General features: G+C 63.7%; 22 protein-coding genes and 1 tRNA gene. 12 read left to right on the top strand and 11 right to left on the bottom strand.

The window, feature by feature from the left end:
* Window positions 1-101: 101 nt before the first annotated feature.
* Window positions 102-1,070: a M55 family metallopeptidase gene (locus NTZ26_03385; GenBank protein ID MCX6559536.1), complete on the bottom strand. Its 969-nt coding sequence runs from the start codon at window positions 1,068-1,070 to the stop codon at window positions 102-104.
* A 295-nt stretch (window positions 1,071-1,365) separates the two neighbouring features.
* Here NTZ26_03385 and NTZ26_03380 point away from each other — a divergent pair, with 295 nt between their 5' ends.
* The 5 genes from NTZ26_03380 to NTZ26_03360 all read left to right on the top strand — a co-directional run bounded on the left by NTZ26_03380 (window position 1,366) and on the right by NTZ26_03360 (window position 6,157).
* On the top strand, window positions 1,366-2,409 hold the full coding sequence (locus tag NTZ26_03380; GenBank protein MCX6559535.1) for a homoserine dehydrogenase: 1,044 nt from the start codon (window positions 1,366-1,368) through the stop codon (window positions 2,407-2,409).
* Window positions 2,410-2,570: 161 nt separating this feature from the next.
* Entirely contained in the window at window positions 2,571-3,974 is a 1,404-nt protein-coding gene (locus NTZ26_03375) for a PLP-dependent transferase (GenBank protein ID MCX6559534.1), read from the top strand.
* Window positions 3,975-4,027: 53 nt separating this feature from the next.
* Window positions 4,028-5,290: a UDP-N-acetylglucosamine 1-carboxyvinyltransferase gene (gene murA / locus NTZ26_03370; GenBank protein MCX6559533.1), complete on the top strand. Its 1,263-nt coding sequence runs from the start codon at window positions 4,028-4,030 to the stop codon at window positions 5,288-5,290.
* A 26-nt stretch (window positions 5,291-5,316) separates the two neighbouring features.
* Window positions 5,317-5,661: a histidine triad nucleotide-binding protein gene (locus NTZ26_03365; protein ID MCX6559532.1), complete on the top strand. Its 345-nt coding sequence runs from the start codon at window positions 5,317-5,319 to the stop codon at window positions 5,659-5,661.
* Between the two features lie 13 nt (window positions 5,662-5,674).
* Window positions 5,675-6,157 (top strand): NYN domain-containing protein, encoded by a 483-nt coding sequence (locus NTZ26_03360; GenBank protein ID MCX6559531.1) that lies wholly within the window; start codon window positions 5,675-5,677, stop codon window positions 6,155-6,157.
* A gap of 15 nt (window positions 6,158-6,172) precedes the next feature.
* Here the strand turns inward: NTZ26_03360 and murB are convergent, their stop codons facing one another.
* Window positions 6,173-7,111 carry a UDP-N-acetylmuramate dehydrogenase gene (murB, locus tag NTZ26_03355; GenBank protein ID MCX6559530.1) on the bottom strand — a complete coding sequence of 313 codons (939 nt, stop codon included), beginning with the start codon at window positions 7,109-7,111 and terminating at the stop codon, window positions 6,173-6,175.
* Between the two features lie 745 nt (window positions 7,112-7,856).
* On the opposite strand from murB, the gene NTZ26_03350 reads away from it, so the two are divergent.
* Together NTZ26_03350 and ligA are read left to right on the top strand one after the other, a co-directional pair.
* Entirely contained in the window at window positions 7,857-9,041 is a 1,185-nt protein-coding gene (locus NTZ26_03350) for a hypothetical protein (GenBank protein ID MCX6559529.1), read from the top strand.
* A 412-nt stretch (window positions 9,042-9,453) separates the two neighbouring features.
* Window positions 9,454-11,538, top strand: a complete 2,085-nt coding sequence (gene ligA, locus NTZ26_03345; GenBank protein ID MCX6559528.1) for an NAD-dependent DNA ligase LigA — start codon at window positions 9,454-9,456, stop codon at window positions 11,536-11,538.
* A 9-nt stretch (window positions 11,539-11,547) separates the two neighbouring features.
* Here the strand turns inward: ligA and NTZ26_03340 are convergent, their stop codons facing one another.
* A complete protein-coding gene (locus NTZ26_03340; protein ID MCX6559527.1) occupies window positions 11,548-12,954 on the bottom strand; it encodes a DnaJ domain-containing protein in 1,407 nt (468 codons plus the stop codon).
* Between the two features lie 409 nt (window positions 12,955-13,363).
* Between NTZ26_03340 and NTZ26_03335 the strand changes: the two genes are divergently transcribed.
* The 4 genes from NTZ26_03335 (at window position 13,364) to NTZ26_03320 (ending at window position 16,895) form a co-directional block, all read left to right on the top strand.
* Window positions 13,364-14,218 (top strand): hypothetical protein, encoded by an 855-nt coding sequence (locus NTZ26_03335; GenBank protein MCX6559526.1) that lies wholly within the window; start codon window positions 13,364-13,366, stop codon window positions 14,216-14,218.
* Window positions 14,208-15,020 (top strand): NAD+ synthase, encoded by an 813-nt coding sequence (locus NTZ26_03330; protein MCX6559525.1) that lies wholly within the window; start codon window positions 14,208-14,210, stop codon window positions 15,018-15,020. The genes NTZ26_03335 and NTZ26_03330 overlap by 11 nt, the downstream gene beginning before the upstream one ends.
* Window positions 15,021-15,036: 16 nt before the next feature.
* Window positions 15,037-15,717 (top strand): 16S rRNA (cytidine(1402)-2'-O)-methyltransferase, encoded by a 681-nt coding sequence (gene rsmI, locus NTZ26_03325; GenBank protein MCX6559524.1) that lies wholly within the window; start codon window positions 15,037-15,039, stop codon window positions 15,715-15,717.
* Window positions 15,718-16,436: 719 nt separating this feature from the next.
* Window positions 16,437-16,895, top strand: coding sequence for an Hsp20/alpha crystallin family protein (locus NTZ26_03320; protein MCX6559523.1), 459 nt, complete (start codon window positions 16,437-16,439; stop codon window positions 16,893-16,895).
* Window positions 16,896-17,304: 409 nt separating this feature from the next.
* On the opposite strand, the gene NTZ26_03315 is transcribed toward NTZ26_03320, so the two are convergent.
* The 8 genes from NTZ26_03315 to rplU are packed head-to-tail and all read right to left on the bottom strand — an operon-like array spanning window position 17,305 to window position 21,809.
* Window positions 17,305-18,033: a ComF family protein gene (locus tag NTZ26_03315; protein ID MCX6559522.1), complete on the bottom strand. Its 729-nt coding sequence runs from the start codon at window positions 18,031-18,033 to the stop codon at window positions 17,305-17,307.
* The gene (locus NTZ26_03310; GenBank protein ID MCX6559521.1) at window positions 18,024-18,398 is read right to left on the bottom strand and encodes a TraR/DksA C4-type zinc finger protein; all 375 of its coding nucleotides are present in this window, start codon (window positions 18,396-18,398) and stop codon (window positions 18,024-18,026) included. Before NTZ26_03310 ends, NTZ26_03315 begins: the two co-directional genes overlap by 10 nt.
* Window positions 18,388-18,855 carry a 23S rRNA (pseudouridine(1915)-N(3))-methyltransferase RlmH gene (locus tag NTZ26_03305; GenBank protein MCX6559520.1) on the bottom strand — a complete coding sequence of 156 codons (468 nt, stop codon included), beginning with the start codon at window positions 18,853-18,855 and terminating at the stop codon, window positions 18,388-18,390. The genes NTZ26_03310 and NTZ26_03305 overlap by 11 nt, the downstream gene beginning before the upstream one ends.
* 13 nt (window positions 18,856-18,868) lie before the next feature.
* Entirely contained in the window at window positions 18,869-19,246 is a 378-nt protein-coding gene (gene rsfS, locus NTZ26_03300; GenBank protein MCX6559519.1) for a ribosome silencing factor, read from the bottom strand.
* 7 nt (window positions 19,247-19,253) lie between these two features.
* Entirely contained in the window at window positions 19,254-19,922 is a 669-nt protein-coding gene (nadD, locus tag NTZ26_03295; protein MCX6559518.1) for a nicotinate-nucleotide adenylyltransferase, read from the bottom strand.
* Window positions 19,919-20,950: a GTPase ObgE gene (gene obgE, locus NTZ26_03290; protein MCX6559517.1), complete on the bottom strand. Its 1,032-nt coding sequence runs from the start codon at window positions 20,948-20,950 to the stop codon at window positions 19,919-19,921. The genes nadD and obgE overlap by 4 nt, the downstream gene beginning before the upstream one ends.
* A gap of 38 nt (window positions 20,951-20,988) precedes the next feature.
* Window positions 20,989-21,243 (bottom strand): 50S ribosomal protein L27, encoded by a 255-nt coding sequence (gene rpmA, locus NTZ26_03285; GenBank protein MCX6559516.1) that lies wholly within the window; start codon window positions 21,241-21,243, stop codon window positions 20,989-20,991.
* A gap of 26 nt (window positions 21,244-21,269) precedes the next feature.
* Window positions 21,270-21,809, bottom strand: a complete 540-nt coding sequence (rplU, locus tag NTZ26_03280) for a 50S ribosomal protein L21 (protein MCX6559515.1) — start codon at window positions 21,807-21,809, stop codon at window positions 21,270-21,272.
* A gap of 153 nt (window positions 21,810-21,962) precedes the next feature.
* Here rplU and NTZ26_03275 point away from each other — a divergent pair.
* Window positions 21,963-22,037 (top strand) — tRNA-Val (locus NTZ26_03275).
* Window positions 22,038-22,197 lie beyond the last annotated feature (160 nt).

Below are 22,197 nucleotides of genomic sequence, written 5' to 3'. Positions count from 1 at the left end.
TTCGGCATGCCGAGCTCGACTCGGCCCCTTGAGAATACGGCTCCGTCCCTGAAAACCTAAAATTTAGGAGAAATGTTGAATGTTGAGACCTGACCCCTAGCCTACATCTTGGACAGGCGGAAAAGCTTGAGCAGGGTCATGACGTCGTCCGCCTTGAAGCTCACGGTGTGCTCGTCCTTGCGGACCGCGCCGGGAATCCAAGACGCCTTCTGGGCCCCCGCCTCGTCGGCAAAGGCGACGTCGAGGGTGTAGGGTGGGGCCGGCTTGAACGGCTTGGCTTCCTTCAGCCGGCGCAGGGCAGCGGCCGTCTTTTCCCAGATCAAGGCCTGGGCGGCTTGGGGCGAGATGCCCAGCTCGGCCGTACCGATGCCCTCTTTCACAATGGCGGTCTCGATGTCCCCGAACAGCTCGCGGGCCTGCCCGGCGATGGCCTTGTCGCCCGTAACCAGGATCACGGGGACGTCGAACATCCCGGCGATGAGGCCGTTGATCCCCGCCTCCGGCATCTTACGGCCGTTGATGACGACGTCGAGAAGCTTGGTCGTCATGGTGTGCTTCAGGACCGCATCCGGTGTCGAGGCCCGGGCGTGGTAGCCGATGAATATCGCGGCGTCAAAAGACTTGTCGATCCCTTCCATCATGCTCAACGGGCCGTAGCTCCAGTCGCGCAGAAGCTTGACGCCGGGGTCCAGGAGATCGGGCAGGATGTTGCGGCCGGTGTCGTGGGCGTCCCGGACGACGATCTCGGTCGCGCCCGCGGCGCGGGCGGCGCCGATCGCGGCGTTGACCTCCTGGGTCATGAGCCGCCGGAACAAGCCGTAATCCAATCCGCCCACGGTCACGTCGTCCCAATTGACGACGCCGTCGATCCCTTCCATGTCGACGGAAATAAATATCTTGAGCCCCTTGGCGGGCGTTTGGGCGGCGGAGGCGATGAGTGAGACGGCACGCCATAGTATGATCGCGCAGATTGCTGCGCCAATGGTTCGCCATGACGTTGATCGCTTCGTCATCCCGAGGCCGGTTGAAAACCGGACGTGGGGATCTTTTTCGATGGTGGATTGGTTCATGGTTTTCCCTCCTCGAACGGGACCATCTTATACGGGGCCATACCTGGTTTCAAGGCTTCAACCCGAGCCATCGACGACGGGGCGGCTAGTTTGATCATCTGTCATCCCGAGGACCTGCGAAGCAGGCCGCGGGAATCTCGGTTTTTTGATATGGAGGAGGTTGCCCTCGCAACGACGATAAAAACGCCTTCAGCGCGCCTCGGGACGGCAAGTCCGGAACCATCCTTTACAGACTCCCTCCCCCTAAGCTAAGATGCTCGGGGGGAACAGACGGGAATCGATCTCGGAGGCAACGATGAAGCTGAGGCTCGGAATCGTCGGCTGCGGCACGGTCGGCCAGGGCTTTCTGGAAGCCCTCGACCGCAAAGCCGCCGACCTGCAAACCCGCTACGGCTTCGAGGCCAAGGTCACGGCCGTCGCCGATCCTCTCCGCGGCAACCTCATCGCCCCGCAGGGCCTGGACATCCGCAAGACCCTCAAGGTCCTGGCCGCAGGCGGCAAGATGCACGCCGTCGACCCCCGGGCGGCCAAGTTCGACGGGGTGCCCACGGCCGACATCATCGAGGCGGCAGGAGCCGACCTGATCGCCGAGCTGACCCCGACCGACATCAAGACCGGCGAACCGGCCGCGTCCCACATCCGCCGCGCCCTGATGACCGGCAAGCACGTCGTCACGACCAACAAGGGCCCGGTGGCTCTCCACTACCGCGAATTAAGCGATCTGGCCCGCAAGCGGAAACTGCACTTCCGGTTCGAGGGCACGGTCATGAGCGGGACCCCCATCTTCAGCCTGGCCGAGCGGGGCTTCGCCGGGGCCTCGATCAAGGAGATCCGGGGCATCCTGAACGGCACCACGAACTTCATCCTGAGCAAGATGGAGGCCGAGGGCCTGGACTTTGCCGAGGCCCTGGCCCAAGCCCAAAAGCTGGGTTTCGCCGAGGCCGACCCCTCGGCCGACGTGGAGGGCCGCGACGCCCTGGCCAAGATCGTCATCCTGGCCAACGTCCTCCTCGACGCCGGGCTCAAGCCGGCCTCCCTCAACCCGTCCGGCATCACCGGCATCAACCGGGCCATGATCGTGGCCGCCCGCGAGGAAGGCTATCGCTATAAGCTTATCGCCTATGTTCGGCGCGACAGCGCCCGCATCACGGCCGGGGTGGGGCCGCGCAAGATCCCCCTCACCGATCCGCTGGCCGGGGTCATGGGCGCCCGCAACGCCCTGACTTTCGACCTCGACCTGCTCGGCCCGGTGACCATCGAAGGGCCCGGCGCAGGGCGCCTGGAAACCGGGCACGCCGTCCTCCAGGACGTGCTTGCCATTCATCACGATTTGAAATAAACTGAGTCCTCGAATCGGCCCTATTAGCCGTGTCATGCGATTGAAAACGCAGCCAAAACCTTATCGCAGCGTCTTTCCCGACGGACTTTTCTAGGTTCTCCCCATGCGAGCTCCGCACCGATCGATACTATCCGTCTCTTTGCCCCAGGGAGGCACCACCCATGACCGAAACTAAGACCTACGGACCCGGCGTCCGGAAGTACATCGACGAAGCCAAGCGGCTTCAGGCCGAGCGCGAAGCGCATCTCGGCCTGGTCCGCTCCTGGAAGTTCGACACCATCGCCGTACACGGCTTGTACTCGCTCGAGGAGTCCTACCGCAACAATCAAGGCGCTTTGATCGAGCCGCTCTATCTCTCCTCCTCCCAATCCTACCGGGACTCCGACGAGCTCGAAGCGGCCCTGGCCTACCTCATCCCGACCTGGTGCTACACCCGGATCGCCAACCCGACGACCTACTACCTGGAATGGGCCTTGGGCCTGCTCGAGGGCTATAAGACCGGCTTTGAGACCTCGTGCTGCGTGACGGGCTCCGGCATGGCGGCCATCGCCATGGCCATCGATCCGTTCCTGGCCAAGCAGAAGGAGGGCGAAAAGATCAACTTCGTCTCCTGCATCCAGGTCTACGGCGGGACCTTCCAGCTCTTCAACATCCGCCGGGCCCAGGAGCGGGGCATCGAGGTCCGCTGGGTCATGCATCCCGAGGATGTCCAGGAATGGAAGTCCAAGATCGACGCCAACACCCGGTTCGTCTATATGGAAGGGCCGAGCAATCCGCAGCAGGGCTTCTGCGACATCCGGGCCGTGGCCGACGCGGCCCACGCTTGCGACGTTCCCTTCATTTTCGACGCCACTTGCGCCACCCCCGCCCTGATGCGCCCGCTGGCCCACGGCGCGGACATTGTCGTCCATTCCCTGACCAAGTCGATCACCGCCGGCGGCACGGCCATCGGCGGGGCGCTCATCAGCCGCAAGCCGATCACGACCAACATCGTCAACGACCATCCCCTGTTCAAGGCCAGCTTCGCCGAATACGTCAAGTTCCTGCCCTACCGTGACAACGGGCCGGCGGCGGCGCCTTTCAACGCCATGATGGCCCTCAACGACCTGCGGACCCTGCGCTCGCGCATGGACCTGGTCAGCCGCAACTGCCAGACCGTGGCCGAGTGGCTGAGCGGGCAGCCGCGGGTTTACCAGGTCGATTTCCTGGGCCTGCCCTCGCATCGCCTGCACGGACTGGCTTCGCGCTACATGTCCCTCGTCGACTCCGAAGACGCGAACGGCCGCGGGCTGCCCCGCTTCGGCCACCTGATGAGCTTCCGGGTGGACGGCCCGCCGGAGAACGCCCGCAAGGTTTTCGACGGCTTCAAAATGATCTACCGGGCCACCGACTTGGGACGGATCAAGAGCGTCGCCACCATCCCGGCCATCTCCACCCACCAGCAACAGGGCGAAGAGGCGCGGCGGATGGCCGACGTTCCGCCCCAGCTCATCCGACTCTGCGTCGGCGGCGAAGACCCGGCCGACGTCATCGCCGATCTGGAGCAGGCTTTGGCCCGGCTCTGAGGGACAGCGCGTCCGATTTGACCCAAGGCCTCCAATCGTCTAGAATTTTCCCGATGGAAAAAATCCGCATCTTAGGCGCACCGGACGTCCCGCTCAGGGGACGGGTCCGCATCAGCGGCTCCAAGAACGCCGTCCTGCCGGCCATCGCCGCCTCGCTCCTGACCGAGCACCGGGTCGTCCTGACCAACATCCCGCTCGTGCGCGACGTCTATTCCATGCTGACGCTCATCCGCGAGCTGGGGTCCGAGGCCAGCCTGGACCGCAACACCCTGGGCATTCAAGTGCCCAAGCTTTTATCGGAAGAGGCTTCCTACAGCCTGGTCCGCCTGATGCGGGCTTCGATCCTTGTCCTCGGCCCCCTGGTGGCCCGCTTCGGCAAGGCCATCGTGGCCCTGCCCGGCGGCTGCGCCATCGGCTCGCGCCCGATCGACCTTCACATCGCCGGCCTGCAAAAGCTGGGTGCCCGCATCTCTCTCGAGCACGGCTACATCACCGCCGAGGCCGATCGCCTGCAGGGCGCCGAGGTCCACTTCGAGAAGACCACCGTCGGCGGGACCGAAAATCTGCTCATGGCGGCCACCCTGGCCCGCGGCGAGACGATCCTGCGCAACTGCGCCCGCGAGCCCGAGATCCGCTGCCTCTGCGAGCTGCTGGTCAAGATGGGGGCCAAGATCGACGGCATCGGCGAGGAAACGATCCGCATCACCGGCGTCGAGGCCCTGGGCGGCGCCGAGCACGCCATCATCCCCGATCGGATCGAAGCCGGAACCTACATGGTGGCGTCGGCCCTGACCCACGGGGATATCCTCATGGACGGAGTCGAGCCGGACCACATGGCGACGGTCATCGACAAGCTGCGCTATTCCGGCACGACCATCGATGACGTCGGCCCGGGCAGCGTCCACGTCGTCGGCAGCGAGGTCATCCGGCCTCAAGATATCACCACCTCGCCCTTTCCGGGCTTCCCGACCGACATGCAGGCCCAGTTCATGGTCCTGATGACCCAAGCCGCCGGGACGTCCATCATCACCGAGACGATCTTCGACCGCCGCTTTCTGCACGTCAACGAGCTGCTGCGGCTGGGTGCCAATATCGAAGTCACGGGCGACAAGGCCATCGTCCGCGGCGGGGCACCGCTGTCGGGCGCCGAAGTCACCGCCACCGACCTGCGGGCCTCGGCCTCGCTCATCCTGGCCGGGCTGATCGCCCACGGCACAACCACCGTCAACGAAGTCGAGCACATCGACCGCGGCTACGAGTCCATCGAGGAAAAGCTCCGCGGACTCGGCGCCCGCATCGAACGGATTAAATCTTAGCCCGCCCGGACGCGCGGAGGAAGGCCATGAACGACTGCCTGTTCTGCAAGATCGCCGCCAAAGCCATCCCGGCCAAGATCGTCTACGAGGACGAGCGCATCCTGGCCTTCGACGACATTCGGCCGCAAGCGCCCGTGCACACCCTGATCATCCCCAAGGAGCACTTCGCCTCCCTCAACGACGTCCCGGCGGAGAAGGCCGACTTGCTGGCCGCCATTTTGATCAAGGCCCGGGAGATCGCCGCCGCCAAGGGCGTCGGGGCGACCGGCTACCGGCTGGTCCTCAACACGGCTCGCGACTCGGGCCAGGAAGTCTTCCACATCCATTTCCATGTCCTGGGCGGCCGGCCGATGCATTGGCCTCCGGGGTGACGGCCCCGCCGACATGGCCTTCATCGTCGACGGCAACAATTTCCTGGGCTACGCCTACCCCGGCCAGATGCGCGACCCCGAAAACCGGATGGCCTTGGCCCGTCGGCTTCTGGCCTTCGCCCATTTCACCCGCAGCCGCATCTTCCTCGTCTTCGACGGCCGGGCCTCGGACGACCTGGCCGGACTGACCCGGGGGGACGACAAGCTGCGCGTCTACTTGCCGCCCGAGGGCGAGACGGCCGATGCCGTCATCGTGGAGCTCATCGATCGGCAGAAGGATCGCCGCTGCCTGACCCTGGTCAGCAACGACCGCGAGCTGCGGGCCTATGCCCGCGAGGCGGGGGCCCAATCGCTCGTCTGCCGGGATTTCGACGCCCGGCTGAAGTCGGCCCTGCGCGAGCGAAAGGCGGGCCGGGAAATGCTCAAGCCCGAGGAGCGGCCGTCGTCCTTCGAAGTCGGGTTCTGGATGGATTTAATGGAGAAAAAACGTCGCTGAAGATCGCCGTCGCTTTTAAGCGGACGCCGGCAAGTAAACAACCTCTTCCTCGAGGCCGATCCCGAACTTTTCGAGGACCCGCCGCTTCATCTCTGCGGCCAGGGCCAACACATCGCGCGCCGCGGCGCCGGCGTCGTTGATGATGAAATTGCAGTGGCCCGGGAAGACCGAGGCTCCCCCGATGCGGAGCCCCCGCACTCCGGCTTGCTCCAACAAAAATCCCGCGGCCTGCTTAGTCCCGTCGGCGAGGATCGGGTTTTTAAAGTAGCTTCCGGGATAGGCCGTGTGGCGGGGCGGATGGCGGCGCGTCCGCAAAGCCAGGTTTTCTTCCATGGCCGCCCGGATCCGGTCGGAGGGGGCGGAGGTCAGCCGGAGAGTCGCGCCGAGCAGGATGTCGGAGCTCCGCTTGAGCCGCGAATGCCGATAGCCGAACTCTAGGGTCTCCGGCCCGACCCGGGTTTCGCGGTCGTCGGGATGCATGATCCGGGCTTCGATCAGGACGTCGCATATGGCTCGTCCGAACGCCCCGGCGTTGCCGTAGACGGCGCCGCCGATCGTCCCGGGAATCCCGGCCAGGAATTCCAGTCCGCCCCAACCCAGCGATGCCGCCGTCTCGGTCAGCTCGTCGATCGGCGCGCTGGAGGCGGCCTCGATCGTCTCCAGGGCGGCCGAGAAAGCGATGCCGCGGGCCGAGTTCTTAATGATCAAGCCGCGGTAGCCCTCATCGTCGAATAAAAGGTTGAAGCCGCCGCCGATGACCCGGTGGCGAAGGCCCGCGGCCCGGGCCATCGTCACCGCCATCCTTAGCTCGGCCGATGCGGCCGTGGCGACAAACAGGTCGGCCGGACCGCCGATCCGGAAATTGGAGTGCTCGCGCAGGGGGACGTCCCGGCCAGGGGCCCGGCCCGTCTCCCGCTTATAAGCCCTGGCGAATTCATCGGCTTGGTCGCTCATCAAGATTATTTTAATCAAATCCCGGCCAGATTGACACTGAAAGACAACTGAGCCAGTGTTGATACCGGTCGATTCTCACGTATCGTTCTGAAAGATCAGAAATGTTTTCCGAGTGATTCGATGGAAGACAAACGGCAAAAGCTCCTTGGAGGGGTGGACTCCCTTGGAGGGGGAACCAAGAACGGGTTCCCCCTCCAACGTCCGTGCCGCACGTCCTGCCACCCCCTCATGGAAGCCTTTTCCCATGATTGCGATTTTATCGTTTCCGAAATAGTCTTCGATCGGGGTGAGGGGTTTGGGGGGCCAAAGCCACGGACTTTGCAGCCCTATGCGCCAGCATAGGGTCGGCGAAGAAGCGGGGACTCCCTTGGAGGGGGAACCATTGATGGGTTCCCCCTCCAACGCCAAGGGCTGCCTCCCCCCCATGGTAGCCTCCTCCAATGACCCTCCGATTCCCAAGTTATCGTGAGAGTTCAGGGGGAGCGACTGAGCCGGCCGGAGTGAGCTCCCTCGCTGGGGGAGCGAACGTCTTTGGCCCCCCAACCCCGAGCTTCCTGGCATGGAAGTTGCATTTGAAAGCTATGGAAATCGAGCCTCCCTCGCGACGACAGGCGAAGCGCCGGTCGTTACGAGGGCGACCAAAGCGTCGTCGGGAGGAACTCTGGGCGCCTGTAAAGGTCCTTTGTTTGACATTTTACAGCGCCTGGGCTATATTCCCCCGCAAATTATCGAAGTGAGGTTCAGGATGAAGAAAGCCCTGTTGACAGCCGTTATCCTGTCCGTTGTCCTTAGCGGATTCGCTTTCGCCCAGAACGAAGCCGACCAAGCCTATGCCAAGGCTATGACTGCCAACACGCCCCAGGAGAAGGCCACCCTCCTTAAGGCTTACATCGCCAGCTTCGCCGGCAAGGGCGGCCAGTACGACAACTTCGCCTACGCTTTCTGCTTCGAGGCCATGGTTGCATCCGGCAACATCGGCGCCGAGGCCCTGGGCTACGGCGAAAAGGCCCTGACCATGCCGGGCCTGGACGACGACCTCAGGGGCAAGACCATGATGACCCTGGCCTCGATCTACGTCAAATCCGCGGCGACCGCGGAGAAAGCCAAAGCCTACGCCGGCCAGCTCATCCAGCACGCCGCCGCGGCCAAGGCCAAGGAAGGCGCCAATGTCGCCCTCTGGAACCAAATGACCGGCGCCGGCCATTACATCACGGGCCAAGCCGCGCTGGCCGTCAAGGACTACAAGACGGCCGTGGACTCTTACTTCCAGGCCTACAACATCCTCAAGAACGCCAAGATCCTGGATGAGATCAAGAAGGCCGGCAAGGCTCTTTACGATGCCAAGAACTACGCCGAGGCCGAGAAGCTCTACCGGGCCACCTACGCCGTTCTCAAGGACAGCGAGTCGCTGTCGCAGCTCTCCCAGTCCCTCTACAACCAAGGCAAGTCGGCCGAAGCCCTGACTATGTTCAAGGAAGCTTACGCCAAGAACAAGACGGGCGAGACGGCCTACAACATCGGCGTCACTTTGGCCAGGGAAGCCAAGACCAACCCGTCCGTGACAAACGACGCCATCCGCTATCTTATGGACGCCGGCATCCTGGGGACAAAAAACGCCAAGCAGGCCCAGCAGGCCGTGCAGATCGCCCAGAGCCTGTTCTTCAGCCAGGACAAGGAATGGAACAACCGCGTCAAAGCCATCGAGGAAAGCAACAAGCTGACCGCGGAATGGACCAAGACGCTCAACACCAAGTTCGGCGAGAAGTCCGAAGACGATCTGAGCTCGGACGAGAAGCGCGAATTCCGCCGGCTGAACGAGAACCTGGCGCGCGAAAAGAAGATCGTGGAAGGCATCCAAGCCCAGCAGAAGGCGACCATGGACGCCTTCCAGAAGCTGGTCGACGAGGCCAAGCGCCGCAACGGGAAATAAACGTCTTTCCGAGACACCTGCCCCGTTCTTCGCCCAAATCCGGGAAACGCGGTCCGGGGTATCGTCCCGGCGGCGCGGGTTCACCACTCCTTTTTACGCCAATCCGCTCGGCGCCTCCAGCGCTTCGCAGTCCTCGTAGGGACGTCGCTTCGACAGTCCCCGCGAGGGCGGAACTCCGCATTCAAGATCACCCGGCCATGGAGACCACCCACTCCTTTTCGATTCCGGTAGATAGTCGCGTGCTCAAACAGCCCTCGGCGCCCGTTGGGTGCCCTCGCGGAGAGGCGTAAAAAGCCGGAACCCGCGCGGTTTCGCCGTTGGCCGACACCCCGAACCGCTGACGTTTCCCGGAGATGGGAGAAGAACCTTTTTTCTTGTATTTTTTTTCCGGGGAACCCGATACAATTCAACCATGACCGGAAAAGCGACGACCCGCGAGCAGGCGGCCCGCCGGATCGAAGCCCTGCGGCGGGACATCGTCCACCACGAGAAGAAGTACTATGTCGACAACGACCCCGAGATCTCGGACGCCGAATTCGACGGGCTGATGAAGGAGCTCCAAGGCCTGGAAGAGCTTCACCCCGATCTCGTCACCCCCGACTCCCCCACGCGGCGCGTCGGCGGGGCGCCCGTGGAAGGCTTCGCCTCGGTCCGCCACCGGACCCCGATGATGAGCCTGGACAACGTCTTCTCGGTGGAGGATCTGCAAGAGTTCGGCCGCCGGGTGGAGAAGCTCCTTCCGGATAGGCCGCTCGCCTTCGTGGCCGAGCTCAAGATCGACGGCCTCGGCATTTCCATCCTCTACAAGGGCGGGCGGCTGGCCCAGGCGGTGACGCGGGGCGACGGCGTCCGGGGGGACGACGTCACAGCCAACGTCCGGACGATCCGCAGCTTGCCGCTGGCCATCCCGGAGCAGGGCGAGGTAGAAGTCCGGGGCGAGATCTATCTGCCCTTCGAGTCATTTCGGGCCATCAACCGGGAGCGCGAAGAGCGGGAAGAGCCGCTATTCGCCAACCCGCGCAACGCCGCGGCCGGGTCAATCCGCCAGCTCGACCCGCGGATCACGGCCGCGCGGCGGCTGGACGCCTTCCTCTACTGGCTGACCGTGGACGGGGCCGAGCCGCCGAGCCAATGGGAAACGCTGGCCACCCTCCGCCGGCTCGGCTTCAAGACCAACCCCGAATCCCGCCGCCTCCGCTCGCTGGCCGAAGTGACGGCTTACTGGCGGGAATGGACCGAAAAGCGCGACGGCCTCTCCTACGACGCCGACGGCATCGTCATCAAGATCGACGCCGCCGACCAGCGGGCGGATTTAGGGTCGACCGCCAAGGCTCCCCGCGGCGCCGTGGCCTTCAAATTCCCGGCCCGCCAGGCGACGACCAGGCTCCTGGACATCGTCGTCCAGGTCGGCCGGACGGGCGCCCTAACGCCGGTCGCGGTGCTGGAGCCGGTCCGTCTCTCGGGCACGACGGTCAGCCGGGCCACCCTGCACAACGAGGACGAGATCAAACGCAAGGACATCCGGATCGGCGACGTCGTTCTGGTCGAGAGGAGCGGCGACGTCATCCCCAAGATCGTCAAGCCGATTATCGACTACTCGTCGTCAGGTCGCCGAAACGGCCCGGACGACGAGTACGGGGAGTCTAACGGAAAATCATCCCCGTCGAAGCGCAAACGGGGCGAAGCCTTCGTGATGCCCGCCCGTTGTCCAGCCTGCGGCTCGGCTGTTTTCCGGACTGAGGGCGAGGCCGTGTCCCGCTGCGCCAACCCCTCCTGCCCAGCTCGCCTGCGCGAGTCCATTCTGCATTTCGCGGGCCGGCGGGCGATGAATATCGAAGGCCTGGGCGAAGCGCTGGCCGACCAGCTGCTCGCCGCCAAGCTGGCGGCCTCGCTGCCGGATATCTACGGCCTCAGGCTCGACGACTTGGCCGGATTGGAGCGAATGGGGCCGAAGAGCGCCCAAAACCTCCTGGACGAGATCGAGGCCTCCAAGCGCAACGGCCCCGCCAGGCTCGTTTTCGCCTTGGGCATCCGCCATGTCGGCGAGAAGCTGGCCCGAAACCTGGCCGCTCATTTCCACGACATCGAGGCGCTGGCCGCGGCGGACGAAAAGGCCCTCCTGGAGGTCGAGGAGATCGGCCCGATCGTGGCCGAGAACATCGTCTTCTTCTTCCGTCAGCCGGAGAGCCGCGTCCTTCTGGATCGGCTCAAGGCGGCCGGCGTCCGCTTTCGGTCGGAGAGGCCGGCGGCAGCCGGCGGCGCTGCCCCGCTGGCCGGGCTGACGTTTGTCCTGACCGGACGGCTGGCCTCCTTCAGCCGGGACGAGGCCAAGGCGGAGATCGAGCGGCGCGGCGGCACGGTCACGGATTCGATCTCCAAAAAGACGAGCCGGCTGGTTGTAGGCGAGGAGGCGGGATCGAAGCTGGACAAGGCGGCCAAACTGGGCGTCAAGACCCTGACCGAAGGGGAATTCCGCAAGCTCCTGGAATCGGCCTGACCGGCGGGATCAGCTTTTCTTGCCCCCGAACAGATCCTTGCTCAGTATTCCCTTGCGTCTTTTTTTCCCATCGACCTTGCCGTCGGTCTCGTCCAAGCCCTGGCGGGCGGCCTTGTGCTCGGGATCGAGCTCCAGGGCCTTCTCGAACTGCTTGCGAGCCCGCAGGGCCAACCCTTCCCGCTTGTAGAGATAGCCGAGCCCGACATACGCCTCCGGGTTCCAAGCCTCGATTTCGATCGCCCTTAGGAAATTGCGCTCGGCCTTCTTGCTCAGGTCGGGCACCTTGCTCTCGGCCATGGCCAGAAGGAGATAGTAATCGCCCTTGTCGTCCTTGAGCCGGACCGCCTCCTCCAGGAGGGCCAGGGCTTCCTCGTAGCGCCCCTGGCTGAACAGCGTCTTCCCCTGCCGGAACCGGATTTCGGCGTTGCGGCCGCGGTCCTTGTCGTCGGCCGGGGCGGGGCCGGCCTGCTTGGAGCTGTACATCGCGCGCTTGTCCCGGCTGGTCAAGGTCCGGTAAGCCTTGGTGACCGCGTCGAAGACGGCATCGATCTTTTCCCTGATCTCGGAATCGGCCTGGCGGCCGAAACGATCCGGGTGGAATTTGCGGGCCAGCTTGAAATAGGCCTTCTTGATCTCGTCCTCTCCGGCCGCGCGCCCGACGCCCAAAATCTGGTAATAGTCGAGCTTCGGCAGGCGGCTGTGGAATTCGAGGACTTCCCCGATCTCGGTCGGTATCTCGGCCGGGGCGTCCGGCGGCGCGGAAGAAGCCGGCGGCTCCGGAGACGCCTCGGGGACCGACGCCGCCGCGGGTGCGGGCTCCTGCCATCGCGCCAGGTCGAGGCAATACAGAAGAAACAGCGTCTTCCAGAACGTCTTCGGCTCCAGGGCGCTGGTCGCCGAGGTCGCCTCGCCGGACCGGCGGCCGTCCAGCGAAGCCAAAAGAATTTTCTCATCCGCACTGAGCGTCTTGGAGGAGCCGGAGCCGCCGGCGACGGGGAACTTCAGGCCGAGAAAATCGATCAGAGCCGGATGGAAGGGCATCTCCCGAATGCCCAGCTCGATGAGCTGGGGAAGGTACATTCTCATCTCGAAGTCGATGTCGACGATGCGCTCCCGCGCCTCGAAGTGAAATTGGGCCTCGAATTCCGAGAAAAGCGCCAGGGTGATACGGGACATCTGGGCCAGGAGGGCTTCGTAGAGGTCCTTGTGGGTGATCAGGCGCTTGGCGATCAGGGCTTCCCCGATCATCTGCCCGGAGGAGGTCAGGCTCGGGATCGAGGCCGCGTCTTCGGGGCTGAGGCGGCCCAGGTTCGCCAGGATGGCTCCCAACCGCTCCCCGGGGACATTGGTCTTGGCGAAGATGAGCCCGCCGTCATGGAAGGCCAGGGTCCGTTCCCAATCGTCCCTGCGGGCCACGCCAGGGTCCGTTCCCAATCGTCCCTGCGGGCCACCAAGCGCCCATTTTTGCGCCCGGCATGGATGTCCTTGAGGTGGATGGCGATGTGATTCATGGATGCAGGAGCATTGTAGTCTAAAGGAACCTCCGAATAAAGAAGGTCGGACTCCCTTGGAGGGGGACCCTTTAGCCGCGTCCCCCTCCAACGCCCTATCGGCCGATGGCCGATTAGGGCTGCCACCCCTCCATTGCCCCCCAAACCCCTCGCCCGAGTTTTGAAGATTTCAGATAGGTTCGGCACCCCACACCCTTCGCCCCAACTGAATCCCCCTTCTTCAAACGAATCAATTCATATTGAGGAAGACAAGGCGCCGTTGGTGGATCCTCCCGGAAGTTTCTCCCAAGGCCGACATGTGATAATTTAACTACATGAAAATCGCCTTGGCCCAGATTGCGCCCCACCTGGGGAACATCAAGAAGAACATCGGCCTCCACCTGGAAGCGGCCGAGAAGGCCCGCCGCGAGAAAGCCGACCTGATCGTGTTTCCCGAGCTCGGCCTGACCGGGTACAAGCTCCGCGATCTCGTCGAGACGGTGGCCCTTGATCCCGGCCGGTCCCCGCACCTGCGCGAACTCAAGAGCCTGAGCCGGGAGATCCCCCTTGTCGTGGGATTCGTCGAGGAGCGGCCGGAGGCGAAGGGTCTTTTCTACAATTCGGCCGCTTTCCTGGCCAAGGGCCGGATCCTCCACATCCACCGCAAGGTCTTTCTCCCCACCTTCGGCATGTTCGAGGAAGCCCGGTTTTTCGCCCCGGGCGGCCATTTCGGCTCCTTCCCCTCCCCGTTCGGCCCGGCCGGAATGATGATCTGCCGCGACTTTCTCCATCTCAACGCCGGATATCTCTTGTTTGCGGGAGGCAGCGAGATGATGATCACGATCAGCGCCGCCCCCGGCCGCGGCTTGGGCGGGGAAAAGGGGTTCGCCTCGAGCCGGATGTGGGAGCTGATGGGCGAATCCATGTCCTTTTTCACGACCTCGATCGTCGTCTACTGCAACCGGGTCGGCGGCGAGGACGGCATGACCTTCGCCGGCGGCTCGTTCGTCTACGGTCCCTCGGGCAAGCTTCTGGCCCAGGCGCCGTATTTCGAGAAGCATCTCCTGCTGGCCGAGGTCGATCCGGGCGCCGTGCGCAAGGCCCGCAAGACCTGGCCATGGAGGCGCGACGATAGGCCCGAGATAACCCTGACTTCCCTGCAAAGGACCCTGCTTCGCCATGACGATTAACGCTCCGTTCGCAGTCAAAATCCTAACGGCTTTCATCCGGGACGAGCTGGCCAAATTCGGCTTCGCCAAGGGCGTGCTGGGGCTGTCGGGCGGACTGGATTCGTCCGTCTGCGCCGCCTTGGCGGTTCGGGCCCTAGGACCGTCCAATGTCCTGGGCCTGATGATGCCCTACAGCGCAAGCTTCACCGCCGACCTGGACGACGCGGGCCTCTTGGCGAAGCATCTCGGCATCGCCGCCGAGACGATCGATATCCGGCCCATGGTCGACGCCTACTTCGAGCGGAGGCCGACCGACGACAGGGTCCGCCGCGGCAACAAGATGGCCCGCGAGCGGATGTCCATCCTCTATGATGTCTCGGCCCGCGATCATTCCCTGATCCTGGGCACAAGCAACAAAACCGAGCTCCTGATCGGCTACGGCACGATCCACGGCGATATGGCCTGCGCCATCAACCCCATGGGAGACCTGTACAAAACCCAGGTCCGCCAGCTCGCGGCCCATCTCGAGATCCCGGAACAAATCCAGGCCAAGAAGCCCACGGCCGGCTTGTGGGCCGGACAAACGGACGAGGACGAGCTCGGCTTGACCTACGCCGAGATCGACGAGATCCTCTTCAAGCTGGTCGACGAGCGGGAGCGCCGCGAGGATCTTCTGGCCGCGGGCGCGGCGGCCAAGAAGGTGGACCGAGTGCTGGCCCTGATCAAGGGGTCCGAGTTCAAGCGGCAGCTACCGCCGATCGCCAAGATCTCGGCCCGCACGATCGGCCACGATTTTCTCTACCCCTACGACTGGGAGCGCTGAGGCGGGACCCGCTCCCATGGCCGGAACCCTGTTCGTCGTCGCAACCCCCATCGGGAACCTGGAAGACGTCACCTTCCGGGCCCTCCGGATTCTCAAGGAGGCGGCGGCGATTGCCTGCGAGGACACCCGCCGGACGGCGCTTCTGCTGGCCCGCTACGAGATCAAGAACCGCCTCATCAGCCATTACCAACCGCGTGAAGGGGCCCGCATCCCGATGCTGATCGGCCTGCTGAAAGAAGGCAAGGACGTGGCCCTCGTCTCGGATGCCGGGACGCCGGCCATCTCCGATCCGGGCTTCCGGCTGGTGCGGGAGGCCGTCCGCGAGGGTTTGCGGGTGGTTCCGATTCCCGGCCCCTCGGCCGTCACCACGGCGCTCTGCGCCGCGGGCCTGCCCACCCATAGATTCCTATTCGCCGGCTTCCCGCCGCCGAAGTCCGAGGGGCTTCGCAAAGCCTTGGTCGCCTTGGCCGAACAGGACGCGACGCTGATCTTTTATTTGCCCGGCCGCAAGATCGAAGCGTTTCTTGAAGCCGTCCAGAAAACCCTCGGCGACCGGCCGGTCGTCATCGCCCGCGAATTGACCAAGATCTATGAGGAGTTCCTCCGCGGATCAGCCTCCGAATTGGCCACCCAAACCAAGGGGCGCGTCTTTAAGGGAGAGCTGACCGTCCTCGTAGGCGGAAAAACCAGGGAATAAATCTCAAATATTTTGATCTTCTCTCGATTCCGGGAAACGCGGCTCTAAGTACCGTCCCGGCAACGCCTTGGTAGTCCTCGCCAGGACAGTTGCTTCAACGGTCCTCGCGAGGGCGGCTTCGGGCTCTACTCGCCTTTTCCCACAGTTCTCTTCGGCGCCTCCAGCGCTTCGCAGTCCTCATCGGGACGTCGCCCCGACCGTCCCCGCGAGGGCGGAACTCCGCATTCGAGATCTACCGGTCTTGGGGACCACCCACTCCGTTTCGATTCCGTCAGATGGTCGCGTGCTCAAACAGCCCTCGGCGGCCGCAGGGCTTCGCAGTCCTCGTAGGGACGTCGTTTCGATCGTCCCCGCGAGGGTTGGCTTCCCTCAGCACCAGCAGCCGAAGGCGCGAACCAAGCCCCTCCTTGAAGGAGGGGCAGGGGCGGTGATATCATTGAGATTAAAAGTGTTATGCGCCTTCGGGACAAGGCGCCGCCCTCGCGATATCGCCGTTGGCCGGTACTCAGAACCGCTATAGTTTTCCTAGAATCTGGAAAAGATCGAAAATATTTTTATCCGAATTTTTTATAAAATTATTTTATATAATTAATAATACATTGTTTACGTACATAGATATATCTGAATTATATTTAACTACGATTTAATAAGAATACTTGACATATTAATACTAAGATATTAGATTATATGGGTAAACGCAAACCTAAGGAGGTTTTTCAATGGCTATTATTCGTTGGGATCCCTTCCGGGATATGGTCACGCTGCGCGAAAGGATGAATCGGGCGTTTGAAGACGTTTTCGCCGGCCGCGGCGAGGACAAAGAGCTGACGCCCAGCGCTTGGGCTCCGTCCGTGGACATCTACGAGACAGAGAACGAGCTCGTCCTGACGGCCGAAGTCCCCGGCATCGCCGAGAAGGACATCGAGATCCGGATCGAGGACAACACCCTTCAGCTGAAGGGCGAGCGGAAGTTCGAGAAGGAAACCAAGGAGGAGAACTACCACCGCATCGAGCGGTCCTACGGCTCCTTCTACCGGGCCTTCACCATGCCCAACTCGATCGACCCCGAATCCATCAAGGCCGAGTACGAGAACGGCGTCCTGCGGATCACGATGCCCAAGCGGCAGGAGCTCAAGCCCCGCACCGTCAAGATCGTCACCCCCGCCGAGAAGAAGTAAGCGCGCGGGTTCCGTAAACCAAGGGAGGCGGTTCGCCGCCTCCCCTTTTTTTTGGTTCTTCTCCCGATTCCGGGAAACGCGGTCCGGAGTGTCGTCCCGGCGGCGCGGGTTCACCACTCCTTTTCACGCTAATCCGCTCGGCGCCTCCAGCGTTTCGCAGTCCTCGTCGGGACTTCGTTTCGACAGTCCCCGCGAGGGCGGAACTCCGCATTCGAGATCTCTCGGTTATGGAGACCACCCACTCTGTTTCGATTCCTTTAGATGGTCGCGTGCTCAAACAGCCCCGGCGCCCGTTGGGTGCCCTCGCGGAGAGGCGTAAAAAGCCGGAACCCGCGCGGTTTCGCCGTTGGCCGACACTCCAAACCGCTGATGTTTCCCGAGATGGGAGAAGAAATTGTTTTATCCCTGCTCAGGCCTGGGCGATGGTCACGGCGCGAACGTCGGCCGCGCCCGCCCGCCGCAGCTCGCGGGCGCACTCGCCCAGGGTCGAGCCCGTCGTGAAGACGTCGTCCACGAGCACGATGACGCGGCCGCGGATCCGGTCCGGCCGCACGACTTTAAACGCCCCCCGGACATTGGCCCGGCGTTCGGCCTTCCCCAGCCTCGTCTGCGGCGGGATATCGGCCATCCGCCGCAGGGCCCGGGTCTCGACGGGCCGTCCCGTCAGCCGGCTCAATTCCCCGGCCAAGGCTTCGGCCTGGTTGAAGCCCCGCTGCCGCCGCCGCTTTTTGTGAAGCGGCACGGGGACGAAGACGCCATCCTCCCAGAGGGCCTCTTCCCCGCGCAGAGCGGAAGCGACAAACGAGCCCAGCGGCTTGGCCAGCGGCCGGTATTTGCGGAATTTGAACAGGAGCAGCGCTTCTTTCAGGGTTCCGCCGTAAAGCCCGGCCGAGCGGTGCCGCGAAAACGGGGGCGGGGATACCAGGCAGTCGCCGCAAAGATGGGGATCGACCGCGGCGCCGAAACCTCGGCCGCAGGACGGGCAAACCGGGCCATGGAGCGGCGACAAGCCGGATATACAGTCCGGGCAGAGCACGCGCTCGCCAGGCCCATCCAGTAAACGGCCGCACAGGCGGCAGGCGGAAGGGAAGACAAGCAATTCGAGGAGGCGCGCTCCCAACCTTCCGGTCAGGCGCACTCCGTCTCGGCCTTTTCCTCGCATTCGATGCATAGGGGCGCCCAGGGCAGATGGCTCAACCGTTTCTTGCCGATTTCTTTCTGGCACATTAGGCAGTTTCCGAATTCGCGCTTGTCGATGCGCTTCAGGGCGGCATCGATCTGAAGCAGCTCGTCCCTTTCGGCGTCGGACATGCTGAGCAGGAATTCCTTGGTGTAGGAGCTCTCGGCCTTGTCGGCCAGGTCCTGGGCGATATCCGTCTCGACCTGTTTGCTTTCGTTCCGGAATTCGCTCAGCTTGTTGACGAGATCGTTGCGGCGGTCGGCCAGCTTCTTGCGGTATTCCTCAATCTCTTTCTTGGTCAGGACCGGCTTCTTATTTAGCATACGGTCTCCCTTTCATGAGCGAAAGCGCTCGGAAGATTTGTTCCATCAGTACGAGACGGCAGAGCTCGTGCGAATATGTCATGCGAGACAAGGACAAACACAAGTCGGCCCTTTCCAGCAGGCGCGGCGCCAACCCCAGGAAGCCCCCCACCAGGAAGGCTACCGACCGGGTCCCCGCGACGGCGCGCCCCTCGAAAAACCGGGCCAGCTCGGGCGAGCTCATCTCGCGGCCTCGGTCAAAGAGGGTGACAATATAATCGTCTTTGATCTGCTTTTCAAGACCCGCGGCCTCGATTTCCAGGATTTTTTTGGCCGCCTTTTCGTCCAGGCCCTTGGCCGCCGACGTCTCGATCAAGCGGGTCGGCATGAGGTCGGTGATGCGTTTGAGGTAATGAGCCTGGAGCTCGGGGATGCCCGGCAGCTTGGCCCGGCCCGGCCACAACAGCTTGATTTGCACGCCGCGGTCCGGCTCAATAAGACGCCCGGGGCGCGTCGGCCCAGAGCTTTTCCATGGCGTAATAATCCCGAGCCGCCCGGGAGAAGATGTGGACAAGAAAGAACCCGTAGTCCATCAGGATCCACTCTCCGTGAGCCCGGCCCTCGACTCCCAACGGCCGGATCTTGATCTTCTTGAGCGCCTCTTCGATGCCGTCGGCGATGGCCGCGTTCTGGCGGCCTGAATGGCCGTGCAGGATGACGAAAAAATCGGTGAACGCGGAGGTGCCGCGCAGGTCGAGAATTCGCAGATCCTCGGCCTTTTTATCAAGGGCCGCCTTGGCCGTCGTCTTCAAGGCGGAGGGAAGGCCTCTTTTGTCCAGCTTTTTCGTGTCGGTCGTCGCATTGGTCATGGGTGGATCAGAATCCTCCTTCGTATAATCGCCTGGCCCGGATATGGGCGGCCACGGCCGGCGGGGCGAGCCGCCCCAAGGGGCGGTCCAGACGGGCCCGCTTCCGGATTTCGGTCGAGGACACCGACAGGGCGTCGATCGGAAGCAGAAAGATCCGGCCGGGAATAAGCTCGTCCTCGCGGACGGAGCCCGTCCGGCCGAGCTTTCGAATGCAGCCGGCGTATTTCGGCCCAAGGCCGCGGACGGAAGCCTCGAGGCCGGCCCCCGGCCGCGTGGTCACGATGAACACGCAGCTCCGCAGGACCCGCTCCCACTCCCGCCACGTCTTGATGTCCCGGAAGGCATCTGCTCCCGTGATGAAGAACAGATGGGCCCCGGGGAACCGGCGGCGCATCCGCTCGATGGTCCGGATGGAATACGACGTCCCGCCGGCCCGGATCTCGACCGGGCTGACCGTCCAGCCACCCCGTCCGGCCACGGCCAGTTGGACCATCCGGTAACGTTCCGCAGCCGGCGCCATGTCCGGGCGGGCCTTGTGCGGCGGAATGGAGGCGGGGACGAACAGGATCCGGTCCAGGCCGAACCGCCGCCCGACGATTCGGGCCGAGCGCAAGTGGCCGGCGTGGATTGGATCAAAAGTCCCGCCGAAGATGGCGATCCGACGCGGCCGCTTCATGGCCGGTCCTGCGCTTTCTCTGCGGCTTTCCGCTTGGCGATCTCTTCGGCCAGGAGGGATTTCAGGGCAGCCACGCCTTCGGATTTAATGGCCGACAGAGCCACAAACGGCAGCTTCCGCCGGGCCGCCATCTTGCGGACGGCCGTCAGCCGGGAACGGTCCTCCCCAAGCAGATCGATTTTGTTGGCCACGATGACCTGAGGCCGGCGGGCCAGCTCAGGATTGAAAGCCTCGAGCTCCTTCATGATAACCCGGAAATCCCGGACCGGATCGCGTCCCGAGTACGGGGAGACGTCGATCAAATGGACCAGGACCTTGGTCCGTTCGACATGCCGCAGAAATTGGATGCCCAAGCCTTGGCCGAGATGGGCGCCCTCGATCAGGCCGGGGATATCGGCCACGACGAAGCTCGTATCTCCCCCGGCGTCGACGACGCCGAGATTCGGGATCAGAGTCGTGAACGGGTAGTCGGCGATCACGGGCCGGGCGGCCGAGATGCGGGTGATGAGAGTGGATTTGCCGACGTTGGGGAATCCGATCAGCCCCGCGTCGGCGATCAGCTTGAGCTCCAGGACAAGCTCGCGCTCCTCGCCCTCCCGCCCGGGCTCATGCTCGCGCGGCGCTTGATGAGTAGCCCTGGCGAATGAAGCGTTGCCCCGGCCGCCCTTGCCCCCCGCGGCCGCGATGGTCCGCTCGCCGGGCGTGAGGAGATCATGCACGATCTCGCCGGTCGAGGCGACCTTGACCACCGTGCCGATGGGGACGCGGAGATCGAGATCGGCGCCGCGCTTGCCGCTGCGGTTATTTCCTTCGCCGGGAGCGCCGTTCTTGGCTTTGTTGATGGGGTGGAAGCGGAAGAAGGACAGGGTGTTCAGGCCCGCCTCCACGGTCAGGACGACGTTGCCGCCGCGCCCGCCGTGGCCGCCGTCCGGGCCGCCGCGCGGCACTCCGGCCTCGCGGCGGAAGCTGACGCATCCATCCCCCCCCCGCCCGGCGTGCAGAAAGACCTTAACCTGGTCGATGAACATGCTGGCGAAGGGAAATGTATCGGTCGCGGATCAGTCGGTCAGACCGGCAGAACCGAGACGAATTTCCCCTTCTTCCCCTTGTCTTCGAAGTGGACCACTCCGGCGATCTTGGCGAAAAGGGTGTCGTCCCCACCGCGCCCGACGTTCTTGCCGGGCTTGAACGGCGTGCCCCGCTGGCGCACTAGAATGGAACCGCCCTTGACCGTCTGTCCGCCGTAGTTCTTGACGCCCAGCCGCTTGGACTGGCTATCCCGACCGTTGCGGCCTACGCCGCTTCCTCTTTTCGTGGCCATCGTCGATCTCCTTCTCGATTACGCGCTTACTTGGCGGCCTTCTTGGCCTTGGGCTTCTTGATCGCAGGCTTTTTCGCCGCGGGCTTGGCGGCCTTGGCTTTGGCCTTGGCCGGTTTGGCCGCGGGGATGGGCTCGGCCTTGGGCTCGGGCTTGGCCGCCTTGGGCTTAGGCTTGGGCGACGGCTTCGGGGTGGCCTTGGGGGCCACGGCCGGAGGCGCCTCGATCTTGAGCTCATCGGCCGGAACGACGGCCGTATCGGGGTAGATGGCCAGAATCTTGACCTCGGTCAGCGTCTGCCGATGGCCGCGGGTGCGTCGATACTGTTTCCGGCGTTTCTTCTTGAAAACCAGAATTTTCTCGTCCCGAAAGATCTTGACCACCTCGGCCTTGACCACGGCCTTCTCGAGGACGGGGGTGCCGATCTCGGTCACGGCGCCGTCGTCGATGAGCAACACCTGGTCGAAGAGGACCTTCTGGCCCGCCGCATAGGCGAGCCTTTCCACATGGAGGGTGTCGCCGACCTTGACGACATACTGCTTTCCGCCCGTCTTGATTACAGCCAGCATCGGTTATCTACCTTTGTTTGGAGTTCGAGAGACAAAAATAGGGGCTAACCTTAACATAGCCCTTGGCTTATGTCAACCGCGGAAAGGCGATCCGGGGGCGGCCGGGCGGCGTTGCGTTTGGCCCGGGATGGGCTATAATCCCGGGGGAAACGAGGGCGGTTAGCTCAGCGGTAGAGCATCGGTTTTACACGCCGGTGGCCGCAGGTTCGAATCCTGCACCGCCCACCAAGTTCCATCCTTCCGCGGCCGTTGTTTCCCATCGGCCGCGGAAAGGGGTACAATTGGGCTACCATTGGAAGGAGCCTGACCAAGGCCCATGACCGTCCGCCGCAAGGTTTTCATCATCCTGGCTCTATCCATCGGTTTGCTCCTGCTCTTCATGGCCGGC

The sequence above is a fragment of the Candidatus Aminicenantes bacterium genome, assembly GCA_026393855.1.
Lineage (GTDB): Bacteria > Acidobacteriota > Aminicenantia > Aminicenantales > UBA4085 > UBA4085.
This window is presented reverse-complemented; position numbering and strand designations above follow the sequence as displayed.